The 22498-nt window shown below is 39.4% G+C and carries 21 protein-coding genes and 1 pseudogene; 5 read left to right on the top strand and 17 right to left on the bottom strand.

What is annotated here, in order from left to right; genetic code table 11:
- Window positions 1-46 precede the first annotated feature (46 nt).
- The 3 genes from KI363_RS15615 to dnaE all read right to left on the bottom strand — a co-directional run bounded on the left by KI363_RS15615 (window position 47) and on the right by dnaE (window position 5374).
- On the bottom strand, window positions 47-598 hold the full coding sequence (locus KI363_RS15615) for a FadR/GntR family transcriptional regulator (protein ID WP_158324238.1): 552 nt from the start codon (window positions 596-598) through the stop codon (window positions 47-49).
- Between the two features lie 12 nt (window positions 599-610).
- Window positions 611-1846, bottom strand: a complete 1236-nt coding sequence (ystJ, locus tag KI363_RS15610; protein WP_212966938.1) for an NADP-dependent malic enzyme — start codon at window positions 1844-1846, stop codon at window positions 611-613.
- A 174-nt stretch (window positions 1847-2020) separates the two neighbouring features.
- The gene (gene dnaE, locus KI363_RS15605; protein WP_212966937.1) at window positions 2021-5374 is read right to left on the bottom strand and encodes a DNA polymerase III subunit alpha; all 3354 of its coding nucleotides are present in this window, start codon (window positions 5372-5374) and stop codon (window positions 2021-2023) included.
- A gap of 158 nt (window positions 5375-5532) precedes the next feature.
- On the opposite strand from dnaE, the gene ytrH reads away from it, so the two are divergent.
- The gene (gene ytrH, locus KI363_RS15600) at window positions 5533-5865 is read left to right on the top strand and encodes a sporulation membrane protein YtrH (protein WP_158324241.1); all 333 of its coding nucleotides are present in this window, start codon (window positions 5533-5535) and stop codon (window positions 5863-5865) included.
- The gene (ytrI, locus tag KI363_RS15595) at window positions 5862-6368 is read left to right on the top strand and encodes a sporulation membrane protein YtrI (RefSeq protein WP_158324242.1); all 507 of its coding nucleotides are present in this window, start codon (window positions 5862-5864) and stop codon (window positions 6366-6368) included. The genes ytrH and ytrI overlap by 4 nt, the downstream gene beginning before the upstream one ends.
- Before the next feature lie 565 nt (window positions 6369-6933).
- On the opposite strand, the pseudogene KI363_RS22090 reads toward ytrI, so the two are convergent.
- Both KI363_RS22090 and KI363_RS15590 read right to left on the bottom strand, forming a co-directional pair.
- Window positions 6934-7167, bottom strand: a pseudogene (locus KI363_RS22090) (thioredoxin reductase); the annotation flags it as partial.
- Window positions 7168-7171: 4 nt separating this feature from the next.
- On the bottom strand, window positions 7172-8104 hold the full coding sequence (locus KI363_RS15590; protein WP_212966936.1) for a DHH family phosphoesterase: 933 nt from the start codon (window positions 8102-8104) through the stop codon (window positions 7172-7174).
- A 108-nt stretch (window positions 8105-8212) separates the two neighbouring features.
- Between KI363_RS15590 and KI363_RS15585 the strand changes: the two genes are divergently transcribed.
- Window positions 8213-8515, top strand: coding sequence for a YtpI family protein (locus KI363_RS15585; RefSeq protein ID WP_212966935.1), 303 nt, complete (start codon window positions 8213-8215; stop codon window positions 8513-8515).
- Window positions 8516-8587: 72 nt separating this feature from the next.
- Here the strand turns inward: KI363_RS15585 and KI363_RS15580 are convergent, their stop codons facing one another.
- The 3 genes from KI363_RS15580 to KI363_RS15570 all read right to left on the bottom strand — a co-directional run bounded on the left by KI363_RS15580 (window position 8588) and on the right by KI363_RS15570 (window position 11010).
- Window positions 8588-9898, bottom strand: coding sequence for a DRTGG domain-containing protein (locus tag KI363_RS15580; RefSeq protein WP_158324245.1), 1311 nt, complete (start codon window positions 9896-9898; stop codon window positions 8588-8590).
- A gap of 78 nt (window positions 9899-9976) precedes the next feature.
- Window positions 9977-10222 (bottom strand): hypothetical protein, encoded by a 246-nt coding sequence (locus KI363_RS15575; RefSeq protein ID WP_158324246.1) that lies wholly within the window; start codon window positions 10220-10222, stop codon window positions 9977-9979.
- Between the two features lie 104 nt (window positions 10223-10326).
- On the bottom strand, window positions 10327-11010 hold the full coding sequence (locus KI363_RS15570; RefSeq protein ID WP_158324247.1) for a metal-dependent hydrolase: 684 nt from the start codon (window positions 11008-11010) through the stop codon (window positions 10327-10329).
- A 138-nt stretch (window positions 11011-11148) separates the two neighbouring features.
- Here KI363_RS15570 and KI363_RS15565 point away from each other — a divergent pair, with 138 nt between their 5' ends.
- Window positions 11149-12240, top strand: a complete 1092-nt coding sequence (locus KI363_RS15565) for a M24 family metallopeptidase (RefSeq protein ID WP_212966934.1) — start codon at window positions 11149-11151, stop codon at window positions 12238-12240.
- A 103-nt stretch (window positions 12241-12343) separates the two neighbouring features.
- Here the strand turns inward: KI363_RS15565 and ald are convergent, their stop codons facing one another.
- Together ald and KI363_RS15555 are read right to left on the bottom strand one after the other, a co-directional pair.
- Window positions 12344-13459 carry an alanine dehydrogenase gene (ald, locus tag KI363_RS15560; protein WP_212966933.1) on the bottom strand — a complete coding sequence of 372 codons (1116 nt, stop codon included), beginning with the start codon at window positions 13457-13459 and terminating at the stop codon, window positions 12344-12346.
- Between the two features lie 528 nt (window positions 13460-13987).
- A complete protein-coding gene (locus KI363_RS15555; protein WP_212966932.1) occupies window positions 13988-14125 on the bottom strand; it encodes a hypothetical protein in 138 nt (45 codons plus the stop codon).
- A 98-nt stretch (window positions 14126-14223) separates the two neighbouring features.
- Here KI363_RS15555 and KI363_RS15550 point away from each other — a divergent pair, with 98 nt between their 5' ends.
- On the top strand, window positions 14224-14679 hold the full coding sequence (locus KI363_RS15550) for a universal stress protein (RefSeq protein ID WP_212966931.1): 456 nt from the start codon (window positions 14224-14226) through the stop codon (window positions 14677-14679).
- Between the two features lie 37 nt (window positions 14680-14716).
- Here KI363_RS15550 and argH read toward each other — a convergent pair whose 3' ends face one another.
- From argH to tpx, 7 genes are all read right to left on the bottom strand, one after another.
- The gene (argH, locus tag KI363_RS15545) at window positions 14717-16096 is read right to left on the bottom strand and encodes an argininosuccinate lyase (RefSeq protein ID WP_212966930.1); all 1380 of its coding nucleotides are present in this window, start codon (window positions 16094-16096) and stop codon (window positions 14717-14719) included.
- On the bottom strand, window positions 16093-17298 hold the full coding sequence (locus tag KI363_RS15540) for an argininosuccinate synthase (RefSeq protein WP_212966929.1): 1206 nt from the start codon (window positions 17296-17298) through the stop codon (window positions 16093-16095). Before KI363_RS15540 ends, argH begins: the two co-directional genes overlap by 4 nt.
- Before the next feature lie 189 nt (window positions 17299-17487).
- Entirely contained in the window at window positions 17488-17991 is a 504-nt protein-coding gene (locus KI363_RS15535; protein WP_212966928.1) for a MogA/MoaB family molybdenum cofactor biosynthesis protein, read from the bottom strand.
- The gene (locus KI363_RS15530; RefSeq protein WP_212966927.1) at window positions 17988-18830 is read right to left on the bottom strand and encodes an EcsC family protein; all 843 of its coding nucleotides are present in this window, start codon (window positions 18828-18830) and stop codon (window positions 17988-17990) included. The genes KI363_RS15535 and KI363_RS15530 overlap by 4 nt, the downstream gene beginning before the upstream one ends.
- A gap of 24 nt (window positions 18831-18854) precedes the next feature.
- On the bottom strand, window positions 18855-20042 hold the full coding sequence (locus tag KI363_RS15525) for an acetate kinase (protein WP_158324006.1): 1188 nt from the start codon (window positions 20040-20042) through the stop codon (window positions 18855-18857).
- 375 nt (window positions 20043-20417) lie between these two features.
- A complete protein-coding gene (locus KI363_RS15520; protein WP_212966926.1) occupies window positions 20418-21407 on the bottom strand; it encodes a class I SAM-dependent methyltransferase in 990 nt (329 codons plus the stop codon).
- Between the two features lie 371 nt (window positions 21408-21778).
- Window positions 21779-22279 carry a thiol peroxidase gene (gene tpx, locus KI363_RS15515; protein WP_158324008.1) on the bottom strand — a complete coding sequence of 167 codons (501 nt, stop codon included), beginning with the start codon at window positions 22277-22279 and terminating at the stop codon, window positions 21779-21781.
- Between the last annotated feature and the right edge of the window lie 219 nt (window positions 22280-22498).

Raw genomic sequence — 22498 nt, 5'->3', positions numbered from 1 at the left:
ATTTTGCCAGATATTGTCTCATTTTTAAAATCGGCTTTGCGACTCTCTAATTTTCAGTCAATAATGCCTCTATATACTTTTGATCGACCATTTTATCTGGCTGATTCGTCTTAGTGGAATAGCTATTAAGCACTTCCCAAATTCTAAATAGCAACCGATGATTAGACAGTCTCAAGACATGTTCCAATTCCACTGGTCCCTGCTCCATAATGTGATCACGCAAAGCTTTAATCCTTGACTTGTCCGATAAAGAGCGAACACTTAGATATAATTCTTTTTCCAAGATCCGTTTTGTATCATCTAAATCTTCTCGTACAAGTGGATCCTCTAATATGAACATTCCGAGTATCTTAATTAACTGATGGTTTTTAAAGTCAGATAGAAAGGTACCTTCCCCTCTGCGTGTTTCAATTAACCCTAAAAGCTCTAAGGCTCTTAGGGCCTCTCGCACAGAAGACCTTCCTACCTTAAGTCGCTCAGATAATTCTCTTTCTGAGGGAATTTTATCACCTTGTTTGAGACCATCCGTTACAATAATTTTTTTAATGTCTTGTACGATCCCAAGATATACTTTCGACTGCTCTTTCTCCATATTCATTCGTATGTTCACTCATTCATTTCCGATGATAGCCAGTTGTCTTGTCTTTTCACGCACTTCATCGGGATTGACTTTTATACGAGCCACTCCGGTTTCCATAGCCGCTTTTGCGACTGCAGCAGCAACGTTTGGGGCAACACGTGGGTCAAAAGGATCTGGGATAATATAATCCGTTGATCTTTTTTTATCTGAAATCAGATCAGCAATGGCCTGGACAGCTGCCTGTTTCATCTCTTCGTTGATATGTGTAGCTCTTACATCTAATGCTCCCCTAAAAATCCCTGGAAAAGCTAATACATTGTTCACTTGATTGGGGAAGTCTGAACGCCCGGTTCCAATTACTATCGCCCCCGCAGCTTTTGCCTCAGCTGGCATAATTTCAGGTTGAGGATTTGCCATAGCAAAGATAATCGGATTTTCATTCATAGATTGGATCATCTCACTTGTTAAGGCACCTGCTACAGATACTCCGATAAAAACATCTGTATTTTTGATGATATCTGCAAGTTTTCCTTGAAGCTTGTGGAGGTTGGTATATTTTGCAACTTCCTCCTTCACCTCATTCATGCCTTCCTGGCGTCCTTCATAAATAGCGCCTTTTGAATCACACATGATCATATCTCGCACACCGTAACTCGAAAGAAGTTTGATAATCGCAATCCCTGCTGCTCCCGCACCATTCAGAACCACTTTGATATTATTCATTTTCCGGTTCGTGAGCTTGAGAGCATTGACCAATCCAGCTACCGTTACAATCGCCGTACCGTGTTGATCGTCATGGAAAATGGGAATGCTCGTTTCCTTTTTCAACCGATTTTCAATTGTGAAACAATGGGGGGCGGCAATGTCTTCCAGATTGATACCACCGAAATTGGGCTCTAGCAACTTTACAGTTTGAACGATTTCCTCGATATTTGTTGTCTTTAAACAAATAGGAAAGGCGTCTACACCGGCAAAACTTTTAAATAATACGGCTTTTCCTTCCATCACAGGTAAGGCTGCCTCTGGTCCGATATTTCCGAGTCCAAGTACAGCTGTACCATTTGTAACAATGCCCACCATATTCCCCTTCATTGTATAATCATATTGCGCTTCCGGCTTTTCATAAATTACTTTACAAGGCTCAGCAACACCTGGTGAATAAGCTAAGCTCAAATCCTTAGCATTTTTAACTTCAACCTTTGATTTAGATTCTAGCTTCCCTTTATGGAGTTTGTGCATATGCAGTGCTTCTTCACGTAAAGACAATAAGACTCGCTCCTTTTGAACACGCACTTTTTGATATTTATCCAAAATCTAAGTGGTCTGGCCACAAAAGCTTCTCAACAAATATACCATATTTCTATTCTTTGAAAAAGTTATTTCCGAACATGATTAAATTCGACAAAAAGCTCAGTTGGTATTGGCGAATTGTAAGTCACGTTATTTCAAAACGATATTTTCTTTTCTTAATAATTGTTCTAATTCAAAAAGACAAGAAGCGGAAGGCTCAATCTGATCTGTCTTTCCTAATTTGATTGTTTTCCTTGTCTTTTCATAATGGAGAACGACTGTCGTTTCACCTGGATATTTTTGGAGAACCGCTCTAAGTTTATATAAGATCTCACGTTGATGTAAGTCCTTTGGTATCCGTATATATAAATTTGTCCTTTTTTGTCCGTCTAATTCGTGTTTTAAGTTTTTCGGGTCTTGAAGTTGTTGAATAATTAATTGTACATGATTCTCTCTTTGTTCAGAATGCCCGGTAACTAACACGACTTCTCCTTCTTGACAGAGCTCTCCAAACTTACGGAATGCATCGGGAAATATGACGCCCTCGAGCTCACCAGAAGGATCGCTCATTTTTACAAAGGCCATTAAATCCCCTTTTTTTGTCCTAATTTTTTTTACGTTTGTTATATATACACCTGCCGACACATTCCTTAATCTAGGGTGCATTTGCAGAAGTGGTGTGACTTGCGCTGCAGTAAATTGCTTTTGATAAATACTGGTAGGGTGATCGGAAATATACAAACCTAAATAGTATTTTTCATGAAAAAGTTTCTCCGCCATTTCAAGTGGCTCAACTTCCACATATTTAGGCTGAATTCGAAATGCCTCATCACCAGCAAATAAATCTGTTCCTGCAGAAGGTCGCATCAATTCTGCATGTTCTAAGGCCACATCCAAGGTAGCTAATAAAGTTCCCCGGTCATATCCAAATTCATCTAGTGCTCCTGCATAGACAAGCGCCTCTAACACTTTACGATTGACGGCTTTCGGCGATACCCTCATGCAGAAATCAAATAAATCCCGATATGATCCGCCTTTCCTATGAAGAGTGATCTCCCGTAATGCCGCAACCCCAATGCCTTTAATGGCTCCAAGGCTGAATCGAATTCCCTCGGCATTCGCGATAAAAGGATACTGACTTGCATTAATAGACGGCGGCAGTATTTTAATCCCTAATTGTTTCGCTTCATGAATGTATTTTGCTATCTTTTGATCATTCCCGACTACAGACGTCAAAAGTGCGGCCATAAACTCCTTTGGATAATGCGCTTTTAAATAGGCCAATTGCCACGCAATATAACTATAGGCTACTGCATGACTCCGATTAAATCCGTAATTGGCAAACCGCACAATCAAATCATAAATCTGGTTAGCGGTTTGTTCATTATGTCCTTTTTGCATTGCGCCCTGTACAAAATGCATTCTTTCGTGATCCAAGTCAGCCTTCTTCTTCTTACTAACAGCGCGCCGCAATAAATCGGCTTCACCTAATGAAAAACCAGCCATCGTGGCTGCAATTTGCATAATTTGCTCTTGGTAGACGATCACTCCATATGTAAGCTCGAGAGTAGGCCGTAAATCTGGGTGTGGATAATGCACTTGTTTCTTTCCATGCTTACAAGCAATATACTCTGGAATATTATCCATTGGCCCAGGTCTGAATAAAGCATTTACAGCGACAATGTCTTCGAATTCCGTTGGTTTTAATTCACGCAAAACTTTGCGCATACCATCTGACTCCAACTGAAAAATCCCGGATGTTTCTCCTTTTTGTAACAAAGCAAATGTTTTTTTATCTGTAAAAGGGATTTGGTTTACCGCTAATTTCTTACCAGTATTTTTTTCAACGCTTCTTATGATTTGTTCTAATAGAGTCAGATTTCGCAAACCTAGAAAATCCATTTTCAATAACCCTATTTCCTCTAAATCTCCCATGGGAAATTGCGTTAAATAGGTTCCTGTCTCCGCACCCTGTAGAGGAATAAGCTCTGTCAATGGTTGTTCAGAAATGATCACCCCGGCTGCATGTGTAGAGGTATGCCGTGGTAATCCTTCCAAAATAAGAGCTGTTTCAAATAACAAGCGATTCCGCTCCGTTTGTTGGACAAACTTCTGTAATCCCTCTGATTCCTGCAAAGCTTGCTTTAAAGATATACCTAGACGAGAAGGAATAAGTTTTGATAGTTCCTCTAATTCAGAAGAGGTAAGCCCGAATACCCTTGCTGTATCTCGCATTGCCGCTTTTGCGGCAAAAGTTCCAAAAGTGATAATTTGTGCAACATGATTTCGGCCATACTTTTCCATTACATACTCAATCACTTCATCACGGCGATGATCTGGAAAATCAATATCGATATCAGGCATACTTACTCGTTCGGGATTTAAAAAACGTTCGAAAAGCAATTGGTGTTTGATCGGATCCACATCTGTAATGCCTAATAAATAAGCGACAAGGGATCCAGCAGCAGAGCCCCTGCCAGGTCCTGTTAAAATGCCATGTTCTCTCGCATATTTCATAAAATCCCAAACAATTAAGAAATAATCATTAAAACCCATCCGTTGAATGGTGCTTAATTCATAGTCTAATCGTTCATCATATTGCTTATCTGGAGATACAAGCCTTTGTTTTAATCCAAACTCACATAGCCTTTTTAAGTAGTTGGCAGAATTTTCTCCCTCTGGGAGCGGGTATTTTGGTAATAGTTCCTGACTGGTTTCAACCATCACATTACATGCTTCAACAATTTGCCCAATATTGTCGATCGCTTCTTGAAGATCAGTGAAAAGTTCTTGCATTTCTTGTTTGCTTTTAAAATAGTACTCTTTCTTGATCTTTTTTTCCGGTAAGGTGATCTGAACACCGTCTCGAATGGCTAATAAACATTCTTGGGCAAAAGCCTCTTCTGGCTCTAAATATTGCACATCATTGGTCGCAACAATTGGAATGTTTAACTGGGTTGCTATACTTACAAGCTTCTGCCTTAATTCTGTTTCCACTGCTTCATGATGATTTTGAACTGCAAGATAAAATTGGTTATTCCCAAAAACTTCTTTATACTCGTTAGCAACATCTGCCGCTTCCTTTTCATGAGAATGAAGAAGCAGTTGCTCGATCTCCCCCTTTTTACCTGGAGAGAGAGCAATTAATCCGTGTGTATATGAAAGTAATTCTTCCCAAAGGATCGATTCTCCTCCCCCTGTTTTTATAATGGTAGAGATTTTTAAGAGGTTTTTATATCCTTTATGATTTTGTGCAAGGAGGATCAGCGGATAGACCGGGCCATTCTCCTCTTTTTTATACATGGCCGTCATCCCAATGATGGGCTTTATGCCTGCCTTTACGCAAGCTTTGTAAAAAGGTAAGACCCCATATAATACATTACAATCCGTTAATGCCAGTGCCGTGTATTCTAATCTTTTCGCTTTTTCAACGAGTGCGGAAATAGAGATAGTACTCGAGAGTAAGCTATAGGAAGTTGATATTTGCAAGTGGGCAAAACTCATGAATTCCACCCTTTCCGTTATTCTAACTACTATTATGAACGAGCATAACTAAAAATGAAATGATTGTGATACTCAAAATTTAACCGTGCGTTTTTTCATACATCTTGAGTTTGTCCCATATATTGTAATAAGCAGAATGTTTTTTAGGAGATGTTAAGATGAACGAAGCTTTTTTTCCTGCATTTTTTAATAGTTATTTTATTGCTTTTGGGGTGGTTATAGGTGGATCTTTAATTGGAAGTATAGCCGCTTTTATTACGGGAGAACCCTTACTTACTCAAATCCAAAATATTTCCAGCCAAATTAGAATTTGGGCGATTGTTGCTGCGATTGGCGGCACATTTGATACGGTCTATAGTTTTGAAAAAGGATTCCTAGATGGAGGAACAAAAGATTTGTTCAAGCAATTTCTACTTATTCTTTCAGCGATGGGTGGAGCAAAATCAGCTGCTCTGATCATTGCTTGGCTCACTCAGGAGCATATCACATGAGGATTCCGCCCTTATATAGAAATAGCAACTGGCAGCGACTATTTGCCGGAATGGCTGTTGGTGGATGTATTAGCTGGATCATCTTTCTTTTCATGTTCGGGGTGATGCAAGAAAGAAATAGTGTGATCATGCAAGAACAAACAAATAAAATTCGTGAACTGCAAAGCGATATCAAAATTTGGCAGGATGATTATAAAGAATTGAACGAAAAAAACGAAGAAATGCTTACCATTCAAAAAATAAAAGTCGAGCTAACCAACTACGAAAAATACGATATTAAAGACAGTCAAAGCATTCACACTGTTCAGGACGCGATTCAAGATGATTTACGCTCCCTACTCGCTAAGGATCTAGCTACTGTATATAAAAATAAAGAAATAATAGAAAAAGCAATTGAAAATAAAATCGTAAAGATTAACGGAAAAAAATATGAATTTGTCATACGCGAAATTCATTATTACACAACCATTCATATTGAAATAGAACTAAGGTTAGCGGATTAACAGAAAATGCAAAAAGAGAGGGAGGATGACAATTATTAAGGAGGAATAATTTTTGAAGCACTAGAGCGATTCCTGATACACGTCTTTGTGATTTCCTAAGTTCTTCTGTGTACCAAGAAAGGATCTACGTTTCCGCTATTCCTTTGCATTTTCGTACATCCAAACGCTCCTTGGATCTACGTTTTCGCTGTCCCTTTGCATTTTCGTACATCCAAACGCACTCTGGATCTACATTTTTGCTGTCCCTTTGCATTTTTGTACATCCAAACACCTCTTGGATCTACGTTTTCGCTGTTCCTTTGCATTTTCGTACATCCAAACACCTCTTGGATCTACATTTTTGCTGTCCCTTTGCATTTTCGTACATCCAAACGCTTCTTGGATCTACGTTTTCACTGTCCCTTTGCATTTTCGTACATCCAAACGCTTCTTAGAGGCTCCTAATACTCGTTTTAATGATTTTTCAAGAGTTTCATACTCATGAAACTCTTGACATGTGTAAATTTGAAAACTAGATTGATCACCCAAAATTAGCTACGGACGATCAATCTAGTTTTTCTGGGCATTATCTCATTAATTGATCTACTAGTTTCTTATTTCGTTTTTTGAATATATCGTTATGAGAAAATACCATGCCGAATTCCATAGCAGCTGGCTCAATCAATTGTTTGGCCTTATTCACGGCATTGAGCGCATCCAGAAAGGCTCCTGCAATTAAGTGAACTTTCCCATCATACTTAATTACATCCCCTGCTCCATATAATCCTGGTACAGATGTTTCACTATACGGGCTACCAGCAGCCCTAACGGCATACTTCCTGTATATCTTTTTTAACCAACTCAGCTTCTTCCCACGAAGAAACGGAAGCTCCTGCTGCTAGCGGGTGTCCTCCACCTCCGTATTTTTTCGCAATTGTATTAATCACAGGCTTCTTCGAGCGTAAACGAACGCGAATTTCCTTTTCCTCCTCGATTAAAAAACACCATGCTTTTATGCCTTTTATATTCCCTAAAGAACCGACAAGAATGGAAGCTTCCGAAGGAGTTGTATTGAATTTTTTTAGTGTGGACTGGTTTAATTTAACAATCGCTGCTCCATCCTCATTGATTTCATAATGTTCATACACATAGCCTTGAAGCTTGATCATTTTCGGTTCTAGCTCATACATATGATTAAAAAGCTCGGTTCGATCAAAATCATATTCAATTAACTCACTAGCATATTGAAAAGTTCGCTTCGTTGTACTCGGAAACTGAAAACGACCTGTATCACCAACAATCCCACAAAATATCAACTTAGCTGCCTTATTCGTCATTTTCAGACCTTTTTCTTTCCCATATAAATAAAATTCATAAATCATTTCACTCGTTGAAGAAGCAGTCGTATCAACCCAACAAGGATTTCCGTATGGATCTTCGTTTGGATGATGATCAATTTTGATTAATTTTTCCCCTAAGGAATAACGATCATCACAAATTCTTTCCTGATTGGCTGTATCACAGACGATAACAAGTGCCCCCTTATATTGCTCATCCGTTACGGTATCTGGAACAAATAAATAGTCTAATTCCGCCTCATGTTTCCCTGTTACCAATACTTTCTTTTCAGGAAAGGAAGTCTTAAGAATTTCCGCTAGTCCCCCTTGTGAGCCATAAGCATCAGGATCAGGGCGAACGTGACGATGGATAATAATCGTTTCATATTGCTTAATCGCGTCTAATATTTGTTGCTTCATTCGTTAAACCTCTTTCTATTGTTCAAATAGTTTTCAATTGTCTTCCTTGTGATTTAGGTTACAATAAATTATATACAGGTTTTAATATGAAATGGAGGATGTACCTTTATGCCTATTTTGGTGTTTATCATTGTGTTGTCATTGTCTTTTTATGTCTTTTATAAAATAAAATATGTACGCAGTCACTTACCTATGGAGAAGAAATTGCTCAATGGGAAATCTAGTGTGGCACTCGGAATTTTCGTTGCCTTTTTCGGGATTAATCAATTATTTTTATATCAAACAACCCTGACTTACATTATAGGGATCCTCTTCATTGCTCTTGGAGCCGCAAGTGCATGGGCAGGTTTCAAATCTTATCGTTATCATGTGCCTTATGCCGTGAAAGAAGCGGAAGAAATGTCCAAGTAATGTGATACGATGAAGCGCCAGTCCCTTGTGAAAGAGATTGATTAGCGCTTCATCGTTTAGATAAGCGTCATCCTATTTCTCAATAAGCTTACACATCATCAGCGCTTTCCCTATAAGCTCGTCTCCATTAAATACTTCTACATCTACTTTGCCAAATTTTCGCCCAACCTCAAGAATATTTGGCTCTATTCTCAATACACTGTCCATTTGCGCGGGTTTTAAATAATAAATGGTTAAATTCTCAACAGCAAGTTCTCCCTTTTTTTGCTGTCTAAAAACCCTTGTAGCTGCCTCTGTCATAATTGTGGTGAATACACCATAAGAGATGGTTCCTAATTGATTCGTCATTTGCGGAGTCACTTCGAAATCAAAGGCCTCTTTCCCCGTGTATTCCCCTGCTGAGAACTGTTTCGTGATCGTATCATCAATGGTTTCTCCAACATGAGGCTGCCTTTGAATCATTTGCAAGGCTTTTAATACATCTTGTCTACTAATAATACCCGCAAAGCGCTTTTGGTCATCCACGACAGGTAATACTTCTATCCCTTCCCAGATCATCATATGAGCAACAGAAGCCACGCTGACATTTCTTCCCACTGTCAACGGATTGCGTGTCATTATTTTATCTAAGGTAAGAGATTCATCTTGTCCAATGACATCCTTTCCCGTCACAATGCCAACAACACGATTCATGGAATCAAGTACGGGAAAACGGCTATGGTTGGTTTCTTTCTTTTTTACATACCAATCTGCGACTGTGGCTTTTACATTCATACTGGCTGCTTCTTCAGCTCGCGTTAAAATATCTTCCACTAAAGTGATTTCTTTTTTTATTAATTGATCATAAATCGCTCGATTGATCATGGTTGCAACCGTAAAAGTATCGTAACTAGTAGACAAAATCGGGAGCTTCAATTCATCCGCTAACCGTTTGACTTCTTCAGTCGTATCAAAGCCACCTGTAATTAAAACGGCCGCACCGGCACGTAATGCAAATTCATGCACCTCTATCCGATTCCCGACAATCAAAAGATTACCTGGACCTGTGTATCTCTTTATAGCCTCCATTTCCATTGCGCCAATAACAAATTTTGTTAATGTTTTATAGAGACCTGCTTTTCCTCCAAGCACTTGTCCATCAATAATATTAACAACCTCTACATAGGTAAGTTTTTCAATATTTTCCTTTTTCTTTCGTTCAATTCGAATTGTTCCCACTCGTTCAATGGTACTGACATATCCTTTATTTTCTGCATCTTTTATCGCACGATAGGCTGTTCCTTCACTAACCTTCAGTTCTTTAGCGATTTGCCGAACTGATATTTTCTCCCCCACAGGCAGACTATCAATATGGCGAATAATTTGTTCATGTTTGGTCGCCAAATTCTTCACCCTTTTCTTCACCCGATCTTATTTCTATCTCTTATTATAACGGGTAAAGGAACGATCGACAATTTTCTGTCATGACCGGGCGCGAATTCTCACTTTTTTGTGGCTCTTTCCCTGCTCATTTGAAGGAGAGTTTCCAAAATTATGATTAAATAAAAGCGCCGTTAAATTTCCAGCCAAAACCAAAAAAGCAAACGCAAGCCAAGCGATGGAAAACATCCCCTCTTTCCCAAAATCTGCTAGTGATAGTTTTGGCAACGCGAAATACACCATCGCTGCACAAAGCAACAAACAAAGTAAATAACGATATCTCCTCACAGAAATCCCTCCCCGCACCTTTTTGTTATTGTATGCGAGGAGGGAGTAAGAAATGCGTATGCCACTCTCTTGATAAGAAAGAGACACGTAAGTATTTTTTCATATCAACATTCTAAATAATCCCCAGGCTTCATAATTTTCCCGTCTATTCCCTCTTCTAACAAATCGATAAATGTTTGCGGATTTTGCCGAATTGGAGGGAATGTATCATAATGAACAGGCACTACCATTTTCGCACCAATATATTTTGCCGCTACAGCCGCATCTTCTGGTCCCATCGTAAAATTATCCCCAATCGGTAAAAAGGCGATGTCAATGGAATGGCGTTCCCCTATTAGCTTCATATCTGAAAATAACCCCGTATCTCCAGCATGATAGATTGTTTTTCCTTCCGCTGTAAACAAAACGCCCGCAGGCATTCCCATATAAATAATTTGCTGATCTTCTGTTGTGATCGCTGAACTGTGAAAAGCTTTCGTATATTTCACTTGACCAAAATCAAATTGATAGGCGCCACCAATATTCATACCATGTGTATTAAGCCCCTGCCATCCAAGATAAACAGCAAGCTCATTTGGGGCTATAACTAAGGAGCCGCTCTTATTGGCAATCGCTTCTGTATCCCCTACATGGTCGTTGTGACCATGGGTTAGAATAATAACATCAGGCTGCTCATCCTCCACTTTTAAATCGGTTAATTCATTTCCTGTTATAAAAGGATCAAATAAAATTGTTTTTCCATTTGTGATGATTTTGATAATGGAATGACCATGATATGAGATTTTCATACTTACCACTCCTATGCATAATTCTGTCTCTCAAATATCACTTCGATCTTTTTCCTGGATTTCCTGCAAGTTTCTTTCTTTATTTTAAAAAAGCTGATAACATTTTTCTAGAAGAGATTTTTTAGGAGATGAAATAAATTGAATCGATTGAATAAACTTTCAAAATGGTTAGAAAAAGAAAATATAGAAGCTGCATTCATTACGTCTCCAGATAATGTTTTTTATTTAACAGGATTCCGTAGTGAGCCTCATGAACGTTTATTAGCTTTAGTTGTCTTTCAAGAAAAAGAACCTTTTATCATCTGTCCAGCAATGGAAAAGGCAGATGCTCGTAAATCTGGCTGGGAATACGAAATCATTGGCTACAACGATACAGATCAGCCATGGGACTTTATCGAACAACGGGTGAAAGCAAGAATCTCCAACATCCGCCAATGGGCTGTGGAGAAAAATCATTTGAATGTTAGCCGGTACGAAGAGCTAAATACTCGTTTTCCTAGCAGCCTTTTACAAGATGCGGAGCTCATTTTGAATGAACTTAGAATGCTCAAAACGCCTGAAGAAATGGCAAGCATTCAAAAAGCATGTGAATTTGCTGATTTTGCTGTTGAAGTGGGTGTCAATGAAATCGCTGAAGGAAAAACGGAACTTGATGTGATTGCAGCGATTGAATATGAAGTGAAGAAAAAAGGAATTACAGGAATGTCCTTTAATACAATGGTTTTAACAGGTAAAAATGCCGCTTCTCCCCATGGAACACCGGGAATGACGAAAATGAAAAAGGGTGATTTTGTCCTTTTTGATTTAGGAGTGATTTACGAGGGCTATTGTTCGGATATTACAAGAACTGTCGCATTTGGCGATATATCTTCTGAACAGCAAAAAATTTACGACACTGTACTAAACGCTCAACAAGAAGCTGTTAAAGCTGTTAAACCTGGGGTGCTTGCAAAAGATCTTGACAATATTGCCCGCACTCATATTCAGAACGCAGGATATGGTGAATTTTTCCCGCATCGGCTTGGGCATGGTCTTGGTATTAGTGTTCATGAATATCCTTCTATTACAGCGACAAATCCACTCAGCATGACAGCTGGTATGGTGTTCACTATTGAGCCAGGTGTTTATGTCCCCGACGTAGCAGGTGTTCGAATTGAAGATGATGTCTTCGTTACGAAGAACAGTGTCGAAGTATTAACGAAATATCCAAAATCATTGCAAATTGTGTAACAAAAATTGGGTATCTCCCAACCAAATCTATTTTCGGTTAGGGGATACCCTTTACTCATATATGGCAGAGTCCTCCCGTATAGCGGGAAAACATTATCGGTTCTTATTTCAATAAACTTTCCGCATCCTGATAGGCATATTGAAAGGCATCAGCTACCCCTTGATGAGTGATATGGCCTTCCAGAGTATTCAAGCCTTTCCTCAATGCTTCATCTTCTTGACAAGCTTGTTGGAATCCCTTGTTCGCAATTTGTAACGCATATGGAATGGTCGCATTCGTTAGAGCAATCGTAGAGGTTCTTGGAACGGCTCCCGGCATATTCGCTACGGCATAATGCACTACATCATGTTTCAAATATGTAGGGTTGTCATGTGTGGTGACACGATCACTTGTTTCGAAAATCCCACCTTGATCGATTGCAATATCAATGACAACTGCGCCAGGCTTCATCGCTTTAATCATTTCTTCCGTTACCAACTTTGGTGCCTTCGCTCCAGGGATTAATACCGCACCCACGACAAGGTCCGAATCTTTGACTGCTTCCGCGATATTAAACGGATTGGAGACTAATGTCGTCACTTGTCTTCCAAAAATATCTTCCAACTCGCGAAGACGATTGGCGTTCAGATCAATGATCGTAACGTCAGCACCGAAACCAGTGGCAATTTTTGCTGCATTCGTTCCTACAATTCCCCCACCAATGATTGTCACCTTTCCACGTTTCACACCAGGTACACCCGACAGAAGAATTCCTTGCCCTCCATAATTTTTCTCTAGAAATTGAGCGCCAATTTGCACAGACATTCTACCGGCCACTTCGCTCATCGGAGTTAAAAGTGGCAAAGAGCGGTTAGGAAGTTGAACTGTTTCATAAGCAATTGACGTAGTCTTTTTAGCAAGTAATTGATCTGTCAATGCTTTTTCGTTAGCCAAGTGAAGATACGTAAATAAGATCAAATCTTCCCGTAAAAAGGTAAATTCCTCTTCAATTGGTGCTTTCACTTTTAATACTAATTCTTGTGCCCACGCCTCTTCAGCTGTCTCAACAATATGTGCGCCAACCTCTGAATAGGCTTGATCTGAAAATCCAGATCCTTTTCCTGCACCCTTCTCGATATATACTTCATGTCCAGCAGTGGTAAGTGTGACCACTCCTGCTGGCGTCATGGCTACTCGATTTTCATGATTAATTAATTCTTTCGGTATTCCAATTCTCATTACTATGCCTCCCGTTCGAAGTCTACATTTTTTATCATATCATTCTAAACCTATCTTGACAGCTTTTTTTAGTCATTTTCACATAAAAATAAGCCAAATAGCATAATAAAATTTGCTACTTGGCCTTTATTATTGTTAAGGAAATTTTAAAATAGTAGCTTGTGGGTAAGTTTAAAAGTAGACGGTAATCGTCCAGCTCCAGCGCCCAGCGACTAGCAAACTTTCGGTGCCTTCCTACGATAAGTCAACATTGATTCACCCTTTGGTGTCTAGCTACAGGCGGCAGGGGCTCGAGGTCAAATAACCCTGAACCTATGAAGGGAAAACCGCCCTTCCTAGGTTCAGGAACATTTGCTTGTCGCCCCTAAGCAGCCGCCTTCCGCTTTTCGTGGTTCAGCGTGTTTCCTTTATCTCAGGCCAACAGGATGTTGGTCAGAACGGCGTTGCGCCAGGACGGCGCGTCTTTAGCCGTTCAACCTTATGACCAAAGTTTGTACGTCGCTAAACGGGCGCTTCCGCTTTTGTATATTAGCCATCATACCGTTCTTTATTAATCTTCTTTTGCTCGATAGCACCGTTCGTATAAACGTCTCTTATCTGCTTTACCGTTTCTTCATTATTTTTTTCTATATATTCAAATTGATTTTCTTTTGATTGTTTATCCATTGTCATACTCCTTTTTACGTTTTTTCTATTATTTGTTGGGGAATTAGAAGATATACGGGCAACAAAATGTTATAATAAAGAAAAAGGAGGCAATAAGAATGACTCTTAAATATTCTAATATCTTAGTTGCTGTAGATGGTTCGAAATCAGCAGAATGCGCCTTCAAAAAAGCAGTACAAATCGCACAGCGAAACCAAGCTCAGTTAACTCTTGTCCATGTTATTGATACAAGAGCATATGTAGCAATTAATACCTATGACCGAACAATGGAGGATCGGGCTGGTGAATATGCCGAAGAGCTATTACGGGGTTATAAAGAAGAAGCCATGAAGCTCGGCTTAGTAAATATGAACACAGTCATTGAGTATGGATCGCCTAAAACCGTGATCCCGAAAAAAGTAGCGAAAGAAATAGAGGCTGACTTAATTATTTGTGGGGCCACTGGTCTTAACGCCGTAGAACGTCTTTTAATCGGCAGTGTCTCTGAACACATTACTCGTTCAGCCACATGTGATGTATTGGTCGTTCGCACGGAAGAAAAGGAAGAAGTTTAGCCAAAGAATAAAAAGAGCTAATCCAGTTTATTTCGGATTAGCTCTTCTCTAATTTCGCTTTTGCTTTTTCTAATTGTAGTCGTACTTGGCTAAATCCAGTTCCGCCATAGGAATTTCTCCGTTTAACCGCTTCTCTCGGTGAAAGGATCGCAAAGATATCTTGCTCAATTTGTGCGCATGCAGCTTGTAGTTCCTCTAATGATAGGTCTAATAAATAGCAACCTTTCTGAATACAGCCCAGAACTAACTTCCCTACAATTTCATGAGCTTCACGGAAAGGAATTCCTTTCGACGCTAAATAATCGGCAAGCTCTGTTGCATTCGAGAAGTCCTGATGAACAGACGTGTCCATCACGTCCGCTTTTACCGTCATCGTTTTGACCATTCCAGCAAAAATTTTCAATGAGCCAATCATTGTATGAACGGTGTCGAACATCCCTTCCTTATCCTCTTGCATATCTTTATTGTATGTAAGGGGGAGTCCCTTCAATGTCGTCAGCATGCCCATTAAATGGCCGACCACCCTACCAGATTTACCACGGATAAGCTCTGCCATATCGGGATTTTTCTTCTGTGGCATAATACTACTACCTGTCGCATATGTGTCATCCAGCTCAATAAAGTCAAATTCCTTGCTAGACCAGAGAATGAATTCTTCGGCCAAACGCGAGAGATGGGTCATAGTTAAGGAAGCATTACTTAAAAATTCAACGATAAAATCGCGATCACTCACTGCATCCATGCTATTCTCGTACACGCCGGAAAACCCTAGCTGTTCCGCTGTGAAATGGCGATCAATTGGGAAAGTTGTCCCTGCTAAAGCACTTGCTCCAAGGGGAGACAAATCAATCCGCTTTAAACTTTCCTGAAACCGTTCAAAATCACGTTCTAACATCCAAAAATAAGCGAGAAGATGATGAGCAAACGAAACAGGCTGCGCCCTTTGCAAATGTGTATAGCCTGGAAATACGGTTTCCACGTTTTTTTCAGCCTGTGCAAATAAAGCCTCTTGTAGTTCCTTAATATGCTCCATAATTACCAGCACTTGCTTTTTCAAATACAAATGCATGTCAGTCGCAACCTGATCATTTCGACTTCTACCAGTATGCAACTTTCCTCCAACTGGTCCAATTTCTTCCGTGAGCAATTTTTCAAGATTAAGATGGATATCCTCTTCTGAAACAGAATAGACTAACTCACCTGCGCTCGCTTTTTCTTTCAATTTTAAAAGACCTTGAACAATTTTCTCACTATCTTCTAGAGGAATAATATTCATTTTACCCAACATTTTTACGTGGGCAATGCTTCCTTCTAAATCTTCAAAAACAAGCTCCTGATCAAACGAGATCGAGGCACCAAACTCCTCGATCCATTGTTCAGGGGATTTTGAAAAACGTCCACCCCATGCTTTTTTCATGCTTTCACCTTATTCTTGTTATGAATCATGCTGTGTACTTCTGTTGGTAGCCCCCAAAGTTTAATGAAACCGACAGAGGCTGATTGATCGAATTCATCGTCGGCTGTATAGGTCGCCAATTTCTCATTATATAGAGAGTTTGCTGATTTACGTCCTTCTACAATCGCATGGCCTTTAAATAGCTTGACTCTTGCAATGCCATTGACAAACTTCTGCGATTCTTTAAGAAAAGCCTCTAACGCTGGTTTTAATGGAGAGAACCATAAACCTTCATAAATCATTTCTGTTAATTTCTTTTCAATATTAGGTTTAAAATGCGCTAATTCTTTTACAAGCGTAAGATCTTCTAATTCTTTATGAGCCGTTAGCAACGTAACCGCGCCAGGACATTCGTAGATTTCACGTGATTTAATTCCTACTAATCTATTTTCCACATGATCAATTCTACCAACACCGTGTTTCCCAGCTAATTGATTTAAAGTTAAAATTAATTCACTTAACGGATATTTCTTTCCATCGATCGAAACAGGGACACCATGAATAAACTCAATTTCGATCACATCTGGTTGGTCAGGAGTATCCTCTAATGCAGCCGTTAGATCATAGGCATTTTCCGGCGGTGCGGCCCAAGGATCCTCTAGCACTCCACATTCATTACTTCTTCCCCATAAATTCTGATCAATGGAAAAAGGACTATCTAAATCAATCGGAATGGGGACCCCTTTTTCTTTCGCATATTCAATTTCTTCTTCACGAGACCAACTCCAGTCTCTCACAGGAGCCAGTACCTCAAGATTCGGATTCAACGCTTTAATGGACACTTCAAAACGTACTTGATCATTCCCTTTCCCTGTGCAGCCATGGGCCACTGCATCCGCCTTTTCTTGTTCTGCTACTTCAACAAGTTTCTTGGCAATTAAGGGTCTTGAAAGGGCAGAAACAAGTGGGTATTTTTGTTCATACATGGCATGGGCTTGAAGAGCTAATAAAGCATACTCATTCGCAAACTCTTCTTTTGCATCAATCACAATACTTTTTGACGCCCCCATATCCAATGCTTTGGATTGAATAAAAGCTAAATCCTTCCCTTCTCCAATATCTAAGCAACAAGCTACGACATCATAACCTTGATCCAAAAACCATTTAATCGCAACCGAAGTATCTAAGCCACCTGAATAAGCCATAACGACTTTCTTTTTCATAAAAAACCCTCCTGAGGACATTGTATACTTATACATAAAAGTTTATTTTTAATCATTCATTATTATGGATATTATCATATGCATATATTTTTTTCAATACTTATTCATAAAAATGTATAAAAAATCATTCAAAATGGCATTTAACGATAAAGAAGCGCCCAGATAGACATCTAAACGCTTCTTACTTTTCTATTTATTTAATTCCTTTACGATATGGGCTAATTCTTTTAAGATCAATTTATTCATGGCCAACGAAACTGCCCCGGTTGAACCTGGCATAATAAAGATTGCCTTATTATGATAAATCCCGGCAGATGCTCTAGACATCATAGCCGCAGAGCCAATATCTTCGGTATAGCTAAGCATACGAAATAATTCACCAAATCCGATTATTTCCTTTTCGTATAAAGGGAAAATTGTTTCTATGGTCACATCCCGCTTAGCAATTCCTGTACCACCCGTTATTAAAATGACATCCGTATCTTGCTTACAGGCTTCTTCCACAGAAGCTCTTATTTCGGATGGTTCGTCCTTTACAATATGATAGAAAGCAATACGATGCCCGGCCTTCTTTAATAATTCCTTTACTAATTTTCCGCTTTTGTCCGTTGCTCTTGTCCTTGTGTCACTAACCGTCAGCACCGAACAGGATATCGGGATAGACCCGTTTTCTCGATGTTCTTCCGCACTCATAGGTTACCAGTGCTCTTCTCGTACAAATGCTTATACTGATAGTACTTAAGTGCAAATCGAGTGATCTTCCGAGTCGTTTGATAATTCACACCAGCGCCAATCATAATGGAAATGAACGGAACTCCCGAAATTTTCTGTTTGGAAAACAACAAAATAAAAGTCGTTTTTAATAACTGTTTTAATGGTTCATCAATCCAAATCGGTTCTGTAATACGGTCAGGTACATCATAGTAAAATTGCTGATCATCCTTTTGAATATCTTCCATTAAATCTTCCCAACCAAACATCTTCATCCGTTCTGGCATTGTCGCGACATTGAATACTTTCAATGTCTCTAATAGTCCTTTGGGTGATTGAACGTCATATCCAAAAGACATGGCTGTTAGCTGAACAGCACGTAAATTGATTACAAGCATCGCCACAAAGTCACTGGTGATCGCCAATGTTTGCGCAGAACCAGTCACTCCGCCTTGAAATAAAGAGTATAGTCGATGTTTACTTGCTTGTTGCTCGGCCAAGAAGGTAAGTTGATCAATTGGCATTCTTCTCATATCTTCCATTGAATGAATTTGTTCATCCATTGATCTCGCTATCGCTAAAATGCGCTCTGCTGCTTCCTGTTGTAATGCTGTTCCTCTAAGAAGCGAATTTAATTGAAAAAGCCAGTCATCCACTTTTAAAAAAAATTGCTCCTGTACATTTTCCGGTAGCATAGAAAATGCTTTATCAAGCCACTTATCGTACGTGTTTTCTAGATCTGTTGGTTCATATTCAAAAAAACTTTGACGCCATTCATGAAGTTCTTCCCATAGATGCTCCTCTCTCTTACTTAAATTCATTCATAACACCTCAACGATCGTTTTTTATTTTGATAGACGCACAACATCCCTAGCAATCATGATTTCTTCATTTGTTGGAATGACAATGACTTTTACAGGAGAGTGAGGATAATTCACAAACACTTCTTGCCCTCTAATTTTATTTAAATCAGGATCCCAATAAACGCCCATAAATTCAAGACCATTTAATACCTTTGCACGAATCGTCGCGCTATTTTCTCCGATACCTGCTGTAAAAATAATCGCATCTACTCCAGACATTCTTGCAGCATAGGAACCGAGATATTTATGAATACGGTCGGCGAAAATATCAAGAGCTAATTCCGCTCGATGATTTCCATTGTTCGCTTCTAATTCAATATCGCGTAAATCACTGGAAAAACCTGAGACACCTAACATTCCAGATTTTTTATTTAGAACGTCAATCACCTCATCTGCTGTTTTTCCTGTTTTTTCCATTACATACGGAATAAGAGCAGGGTCAATATTCCCTGAACGAGTTCCCATTGTCACACCTGCAAGTGGTGTAAAGCCCATTGATGTATCTAAAGACTTGCCACCTTTAATCGCAGCAATACTAGCTCCATTTCCAAGGTGACAAGAAATGAGTCTTAACTGACTTAGAGGTCGTTCTAATAATTCAGCTGCCCTTTCTGAAACATATTTATGTGAAGTTCCATGGAATCCATATTTTCGGATACCATACTCCTTATAATACTCATAGGGGAGACTATACAAAAATGAATTCTCAGGCATTGTTTGGTGAAAAGCTGTATCAAAAACCGCTACATGCGGTACATCGGGTAATGCCTTTTGAAATTCTTTGATCCCTGTTACATTAGCAGGGTTATGAAGTGGGGCTAGTTCAGATAAGTCTTCAATCTTTTTTAATGTATCCTGATTAATTAAAGCTGAATCACTAAATACTTCCCCGCCATGAACAACCCTATGGCCAACCCCCTCAATCTCATTAAGGGACTGAATCACCCCAAGAGAAATCAATCGATCTAACAATAAGGCAACCGCCTCTTCATGATTTGGAATATCCTTTGTTTCTTTATGTCGATCTGTACCTACACTTATTGTAAATACAGAATCCTTTAATCCAATACGCTCAATCAATCCTTTTGTGATGACCTTTTCTTCCGGCATATCAAAAAGTTGAAATTTCAAAGATGAGCTTCCTGCGTTAACCGCAAAAATTTTAGCCATAAATCATCAGCATCCTTTGTGTCATTAATCATATTTCGTTGTCTAGCTACAGCGCCTAGCAAATTTACGCCGCTGGACAGGCGCCTGCGCTTTTCTTTTGTCTAGCTACAGGCGGTAGGGGCTCGAGGTCAAATAACCTGGAATTCTGGAAGGGAAAAGGCGCCCTTCCAGAATTCCAGAACATTGCTTGTCGCCCCTAGGCAACCGCCTTCCGCTTTTCTTTTTGTCTAGCTCCGGCGACTAGCGACTAGCAAATTTACGTCTTCTTCCTACGATAAGTCAACATCGGTTCGTCCTTCGTCCTCACCGTGTTTCCTTTATCTCGTCAGAAGCCTTTAAATTTGTACGTCGCTAAACAGTCGCCTGCGCTTTTCTTTATTTATTATCTTTAAACCATTTTTCCATTTTCCAAAGCATTTTATCTAGAGCTGCTTTTTTTGTAAGGCTCGGGAGGGATGCCAATAGAACTTCTTTTGGTGCTTTGGTTTCAGGACTTTTCTTTTGCAAAATAAATATGCTTTTTGCTGCTTGATCATTTTTAAAAATCGAAAATGGCAGTTGTAAGACAGCCTGTATATAAGCCGTATCTTTTAAATAATGTTGTAGTTTCTCAGCCTCTTCTGACTCAAATAGTCCATTCGGGATGAGAAAAAACAGATATCCACCTGGTTTTGTATGCCGCAACCCTTGTTCGATAAATAAGTGATGCGCGTAGGCATGTCCTTTCGTTGCCTTCAATTCATATTCGGAGGCTTGTGCGTCATTAGGATAATATCCAACAGGTAGATCACACACTACAAGGTCTACGGGATCAATGAACAGTGGAGCTAAGGCATCCTGATGAAAAAATTCTGTTTGCTGTCTTTGTAAGTTGGCCCCAATAAAAGCCAAGCGAATCAAAATCTCATCCACCTCTACACCGAAAGATTCAATCGCAGAGGTTTGCTCATACATGTTCAAAACAGTGGATAATAAGTTACCTGTACCAACGGCAGGATCCAGGATAGATAATTGCTTTCGATCCCCGATAAACTTCTGTGTTAAATAGCCTATCAATAAACCAATGGAGTCAGGCGTCATTTGATGATTGGTTTGTGTCGTACCTTTCATACCCTTTAAAATCGCTAATTGATACGCTCTTCGAATTTCTTCAGATGTATAAGAAACAAGGTTCAACTCCGCATATTCTTTCTCAAGTCTTTTTTTGCTAATTTCGCTTAAGCCTTCCTGCAGAATTTTATCTTGGAATAAATTATCACCAGTTTCAGCTAAAGCCTCTAAATAAGTAAAAGCCAATTCTTCTTGCAAAATCATTGATGATTGATCAAAGATGGTAAAAAGCTTTTCAGTTAAAGAAATAGACAATATAAAACCTCCCATCCATGCATTCAATCCTATCATGCTACGTAATAGTTTCTGGCAGATATTCACCATTCTATACATGGATCTTTTCTTTATCCCGGATCAACTGGCAGTAAGCCCCCCATCTCAAGAATTCAAGGGGAACAAGAATTAAAAGTGAGGGGATCAACTGCCAAGTTTCACTTTATCTCTAGTTTAGCTTTCACAAGGGATGGAAACAAGGAAAAAGTACGCATTTATCGAAGTTCGCACTTTTGTGAAATGTTTAACATATGAAAGGGGATTCTTTTAAGCGCTTAAAAGAATTCTTGGTTGGTAAACAAAAGATTTTCAAAACAAAAAACTCCGGGATGGCCCCGAAGTTCATCTTCATCTTATTTTGCTGCTTTCGCCGCGTCCAAGGCGCTGTCATAATCGGGGTGGTTGGTGCCCTCACTAACATATTCTGTGTACACTACTTTATCATTGCTATCAATGATAAACACACTACGAGCAAGGAGACGCAATTCTTTCATCACCACTCCATATGCTTCACCAAAGGAAAGATCACGATGATCTGAATAAATTTTAGCGTTGCCAAGATCATTTTCTGCCGCCCAACGTGCTTGTGCAAATGGAAGGTCTGCCGAAATCGTTAGAACTTGAACATTATCGAGTTTCGCTACTTCTTCATTAAAACGCTTTGTTTGTGCGGCGCAAACTCCAGTGTCCACAGATGGGACAACACTGATCAATCGTACTTGTCCTGCGAAATCGCTCAATTTCACTTCTGATAGATCATTTGCAAGTACAGTAAAATCTGGGGCCTGATCTCCAACTTTCACTTCTGTTCCAACCAAAGTCATTGGAGTTCCCTTAAAAGTAACAGTTGCCATGGATAATTCCTCCTTTAAAGTAAGTATGTTCTAATCATTGACTATATTTTGCTATGATGCAAGTATTAAACCCTATTTTGAAAATTTAAAATGGGGCTGTCCAGAAAGTCGTTGAAAAACGACTTCCTGTGACAACCTTTCCTATTTTTACTAAAAATACATACAAAAAAATCGCCCTTTCTAGTAGAATGAAGTTACCACACAACACTCAAGAAAGGA

The organism is Lederbergia ruris (genome assembly GCF_018332955.1).
GTDB classification, from domain to species: Bacteria; Bacillota; Bacilli; order Bacillales; family Bacillaceae_C; genus Lederbergia; species Lederbergia ruris.
The sequence above is the reverse complement of the archived record's forward strand: the minus strand, read 5'-3'. Positions and strand labels throughout refer to the sequence as shown.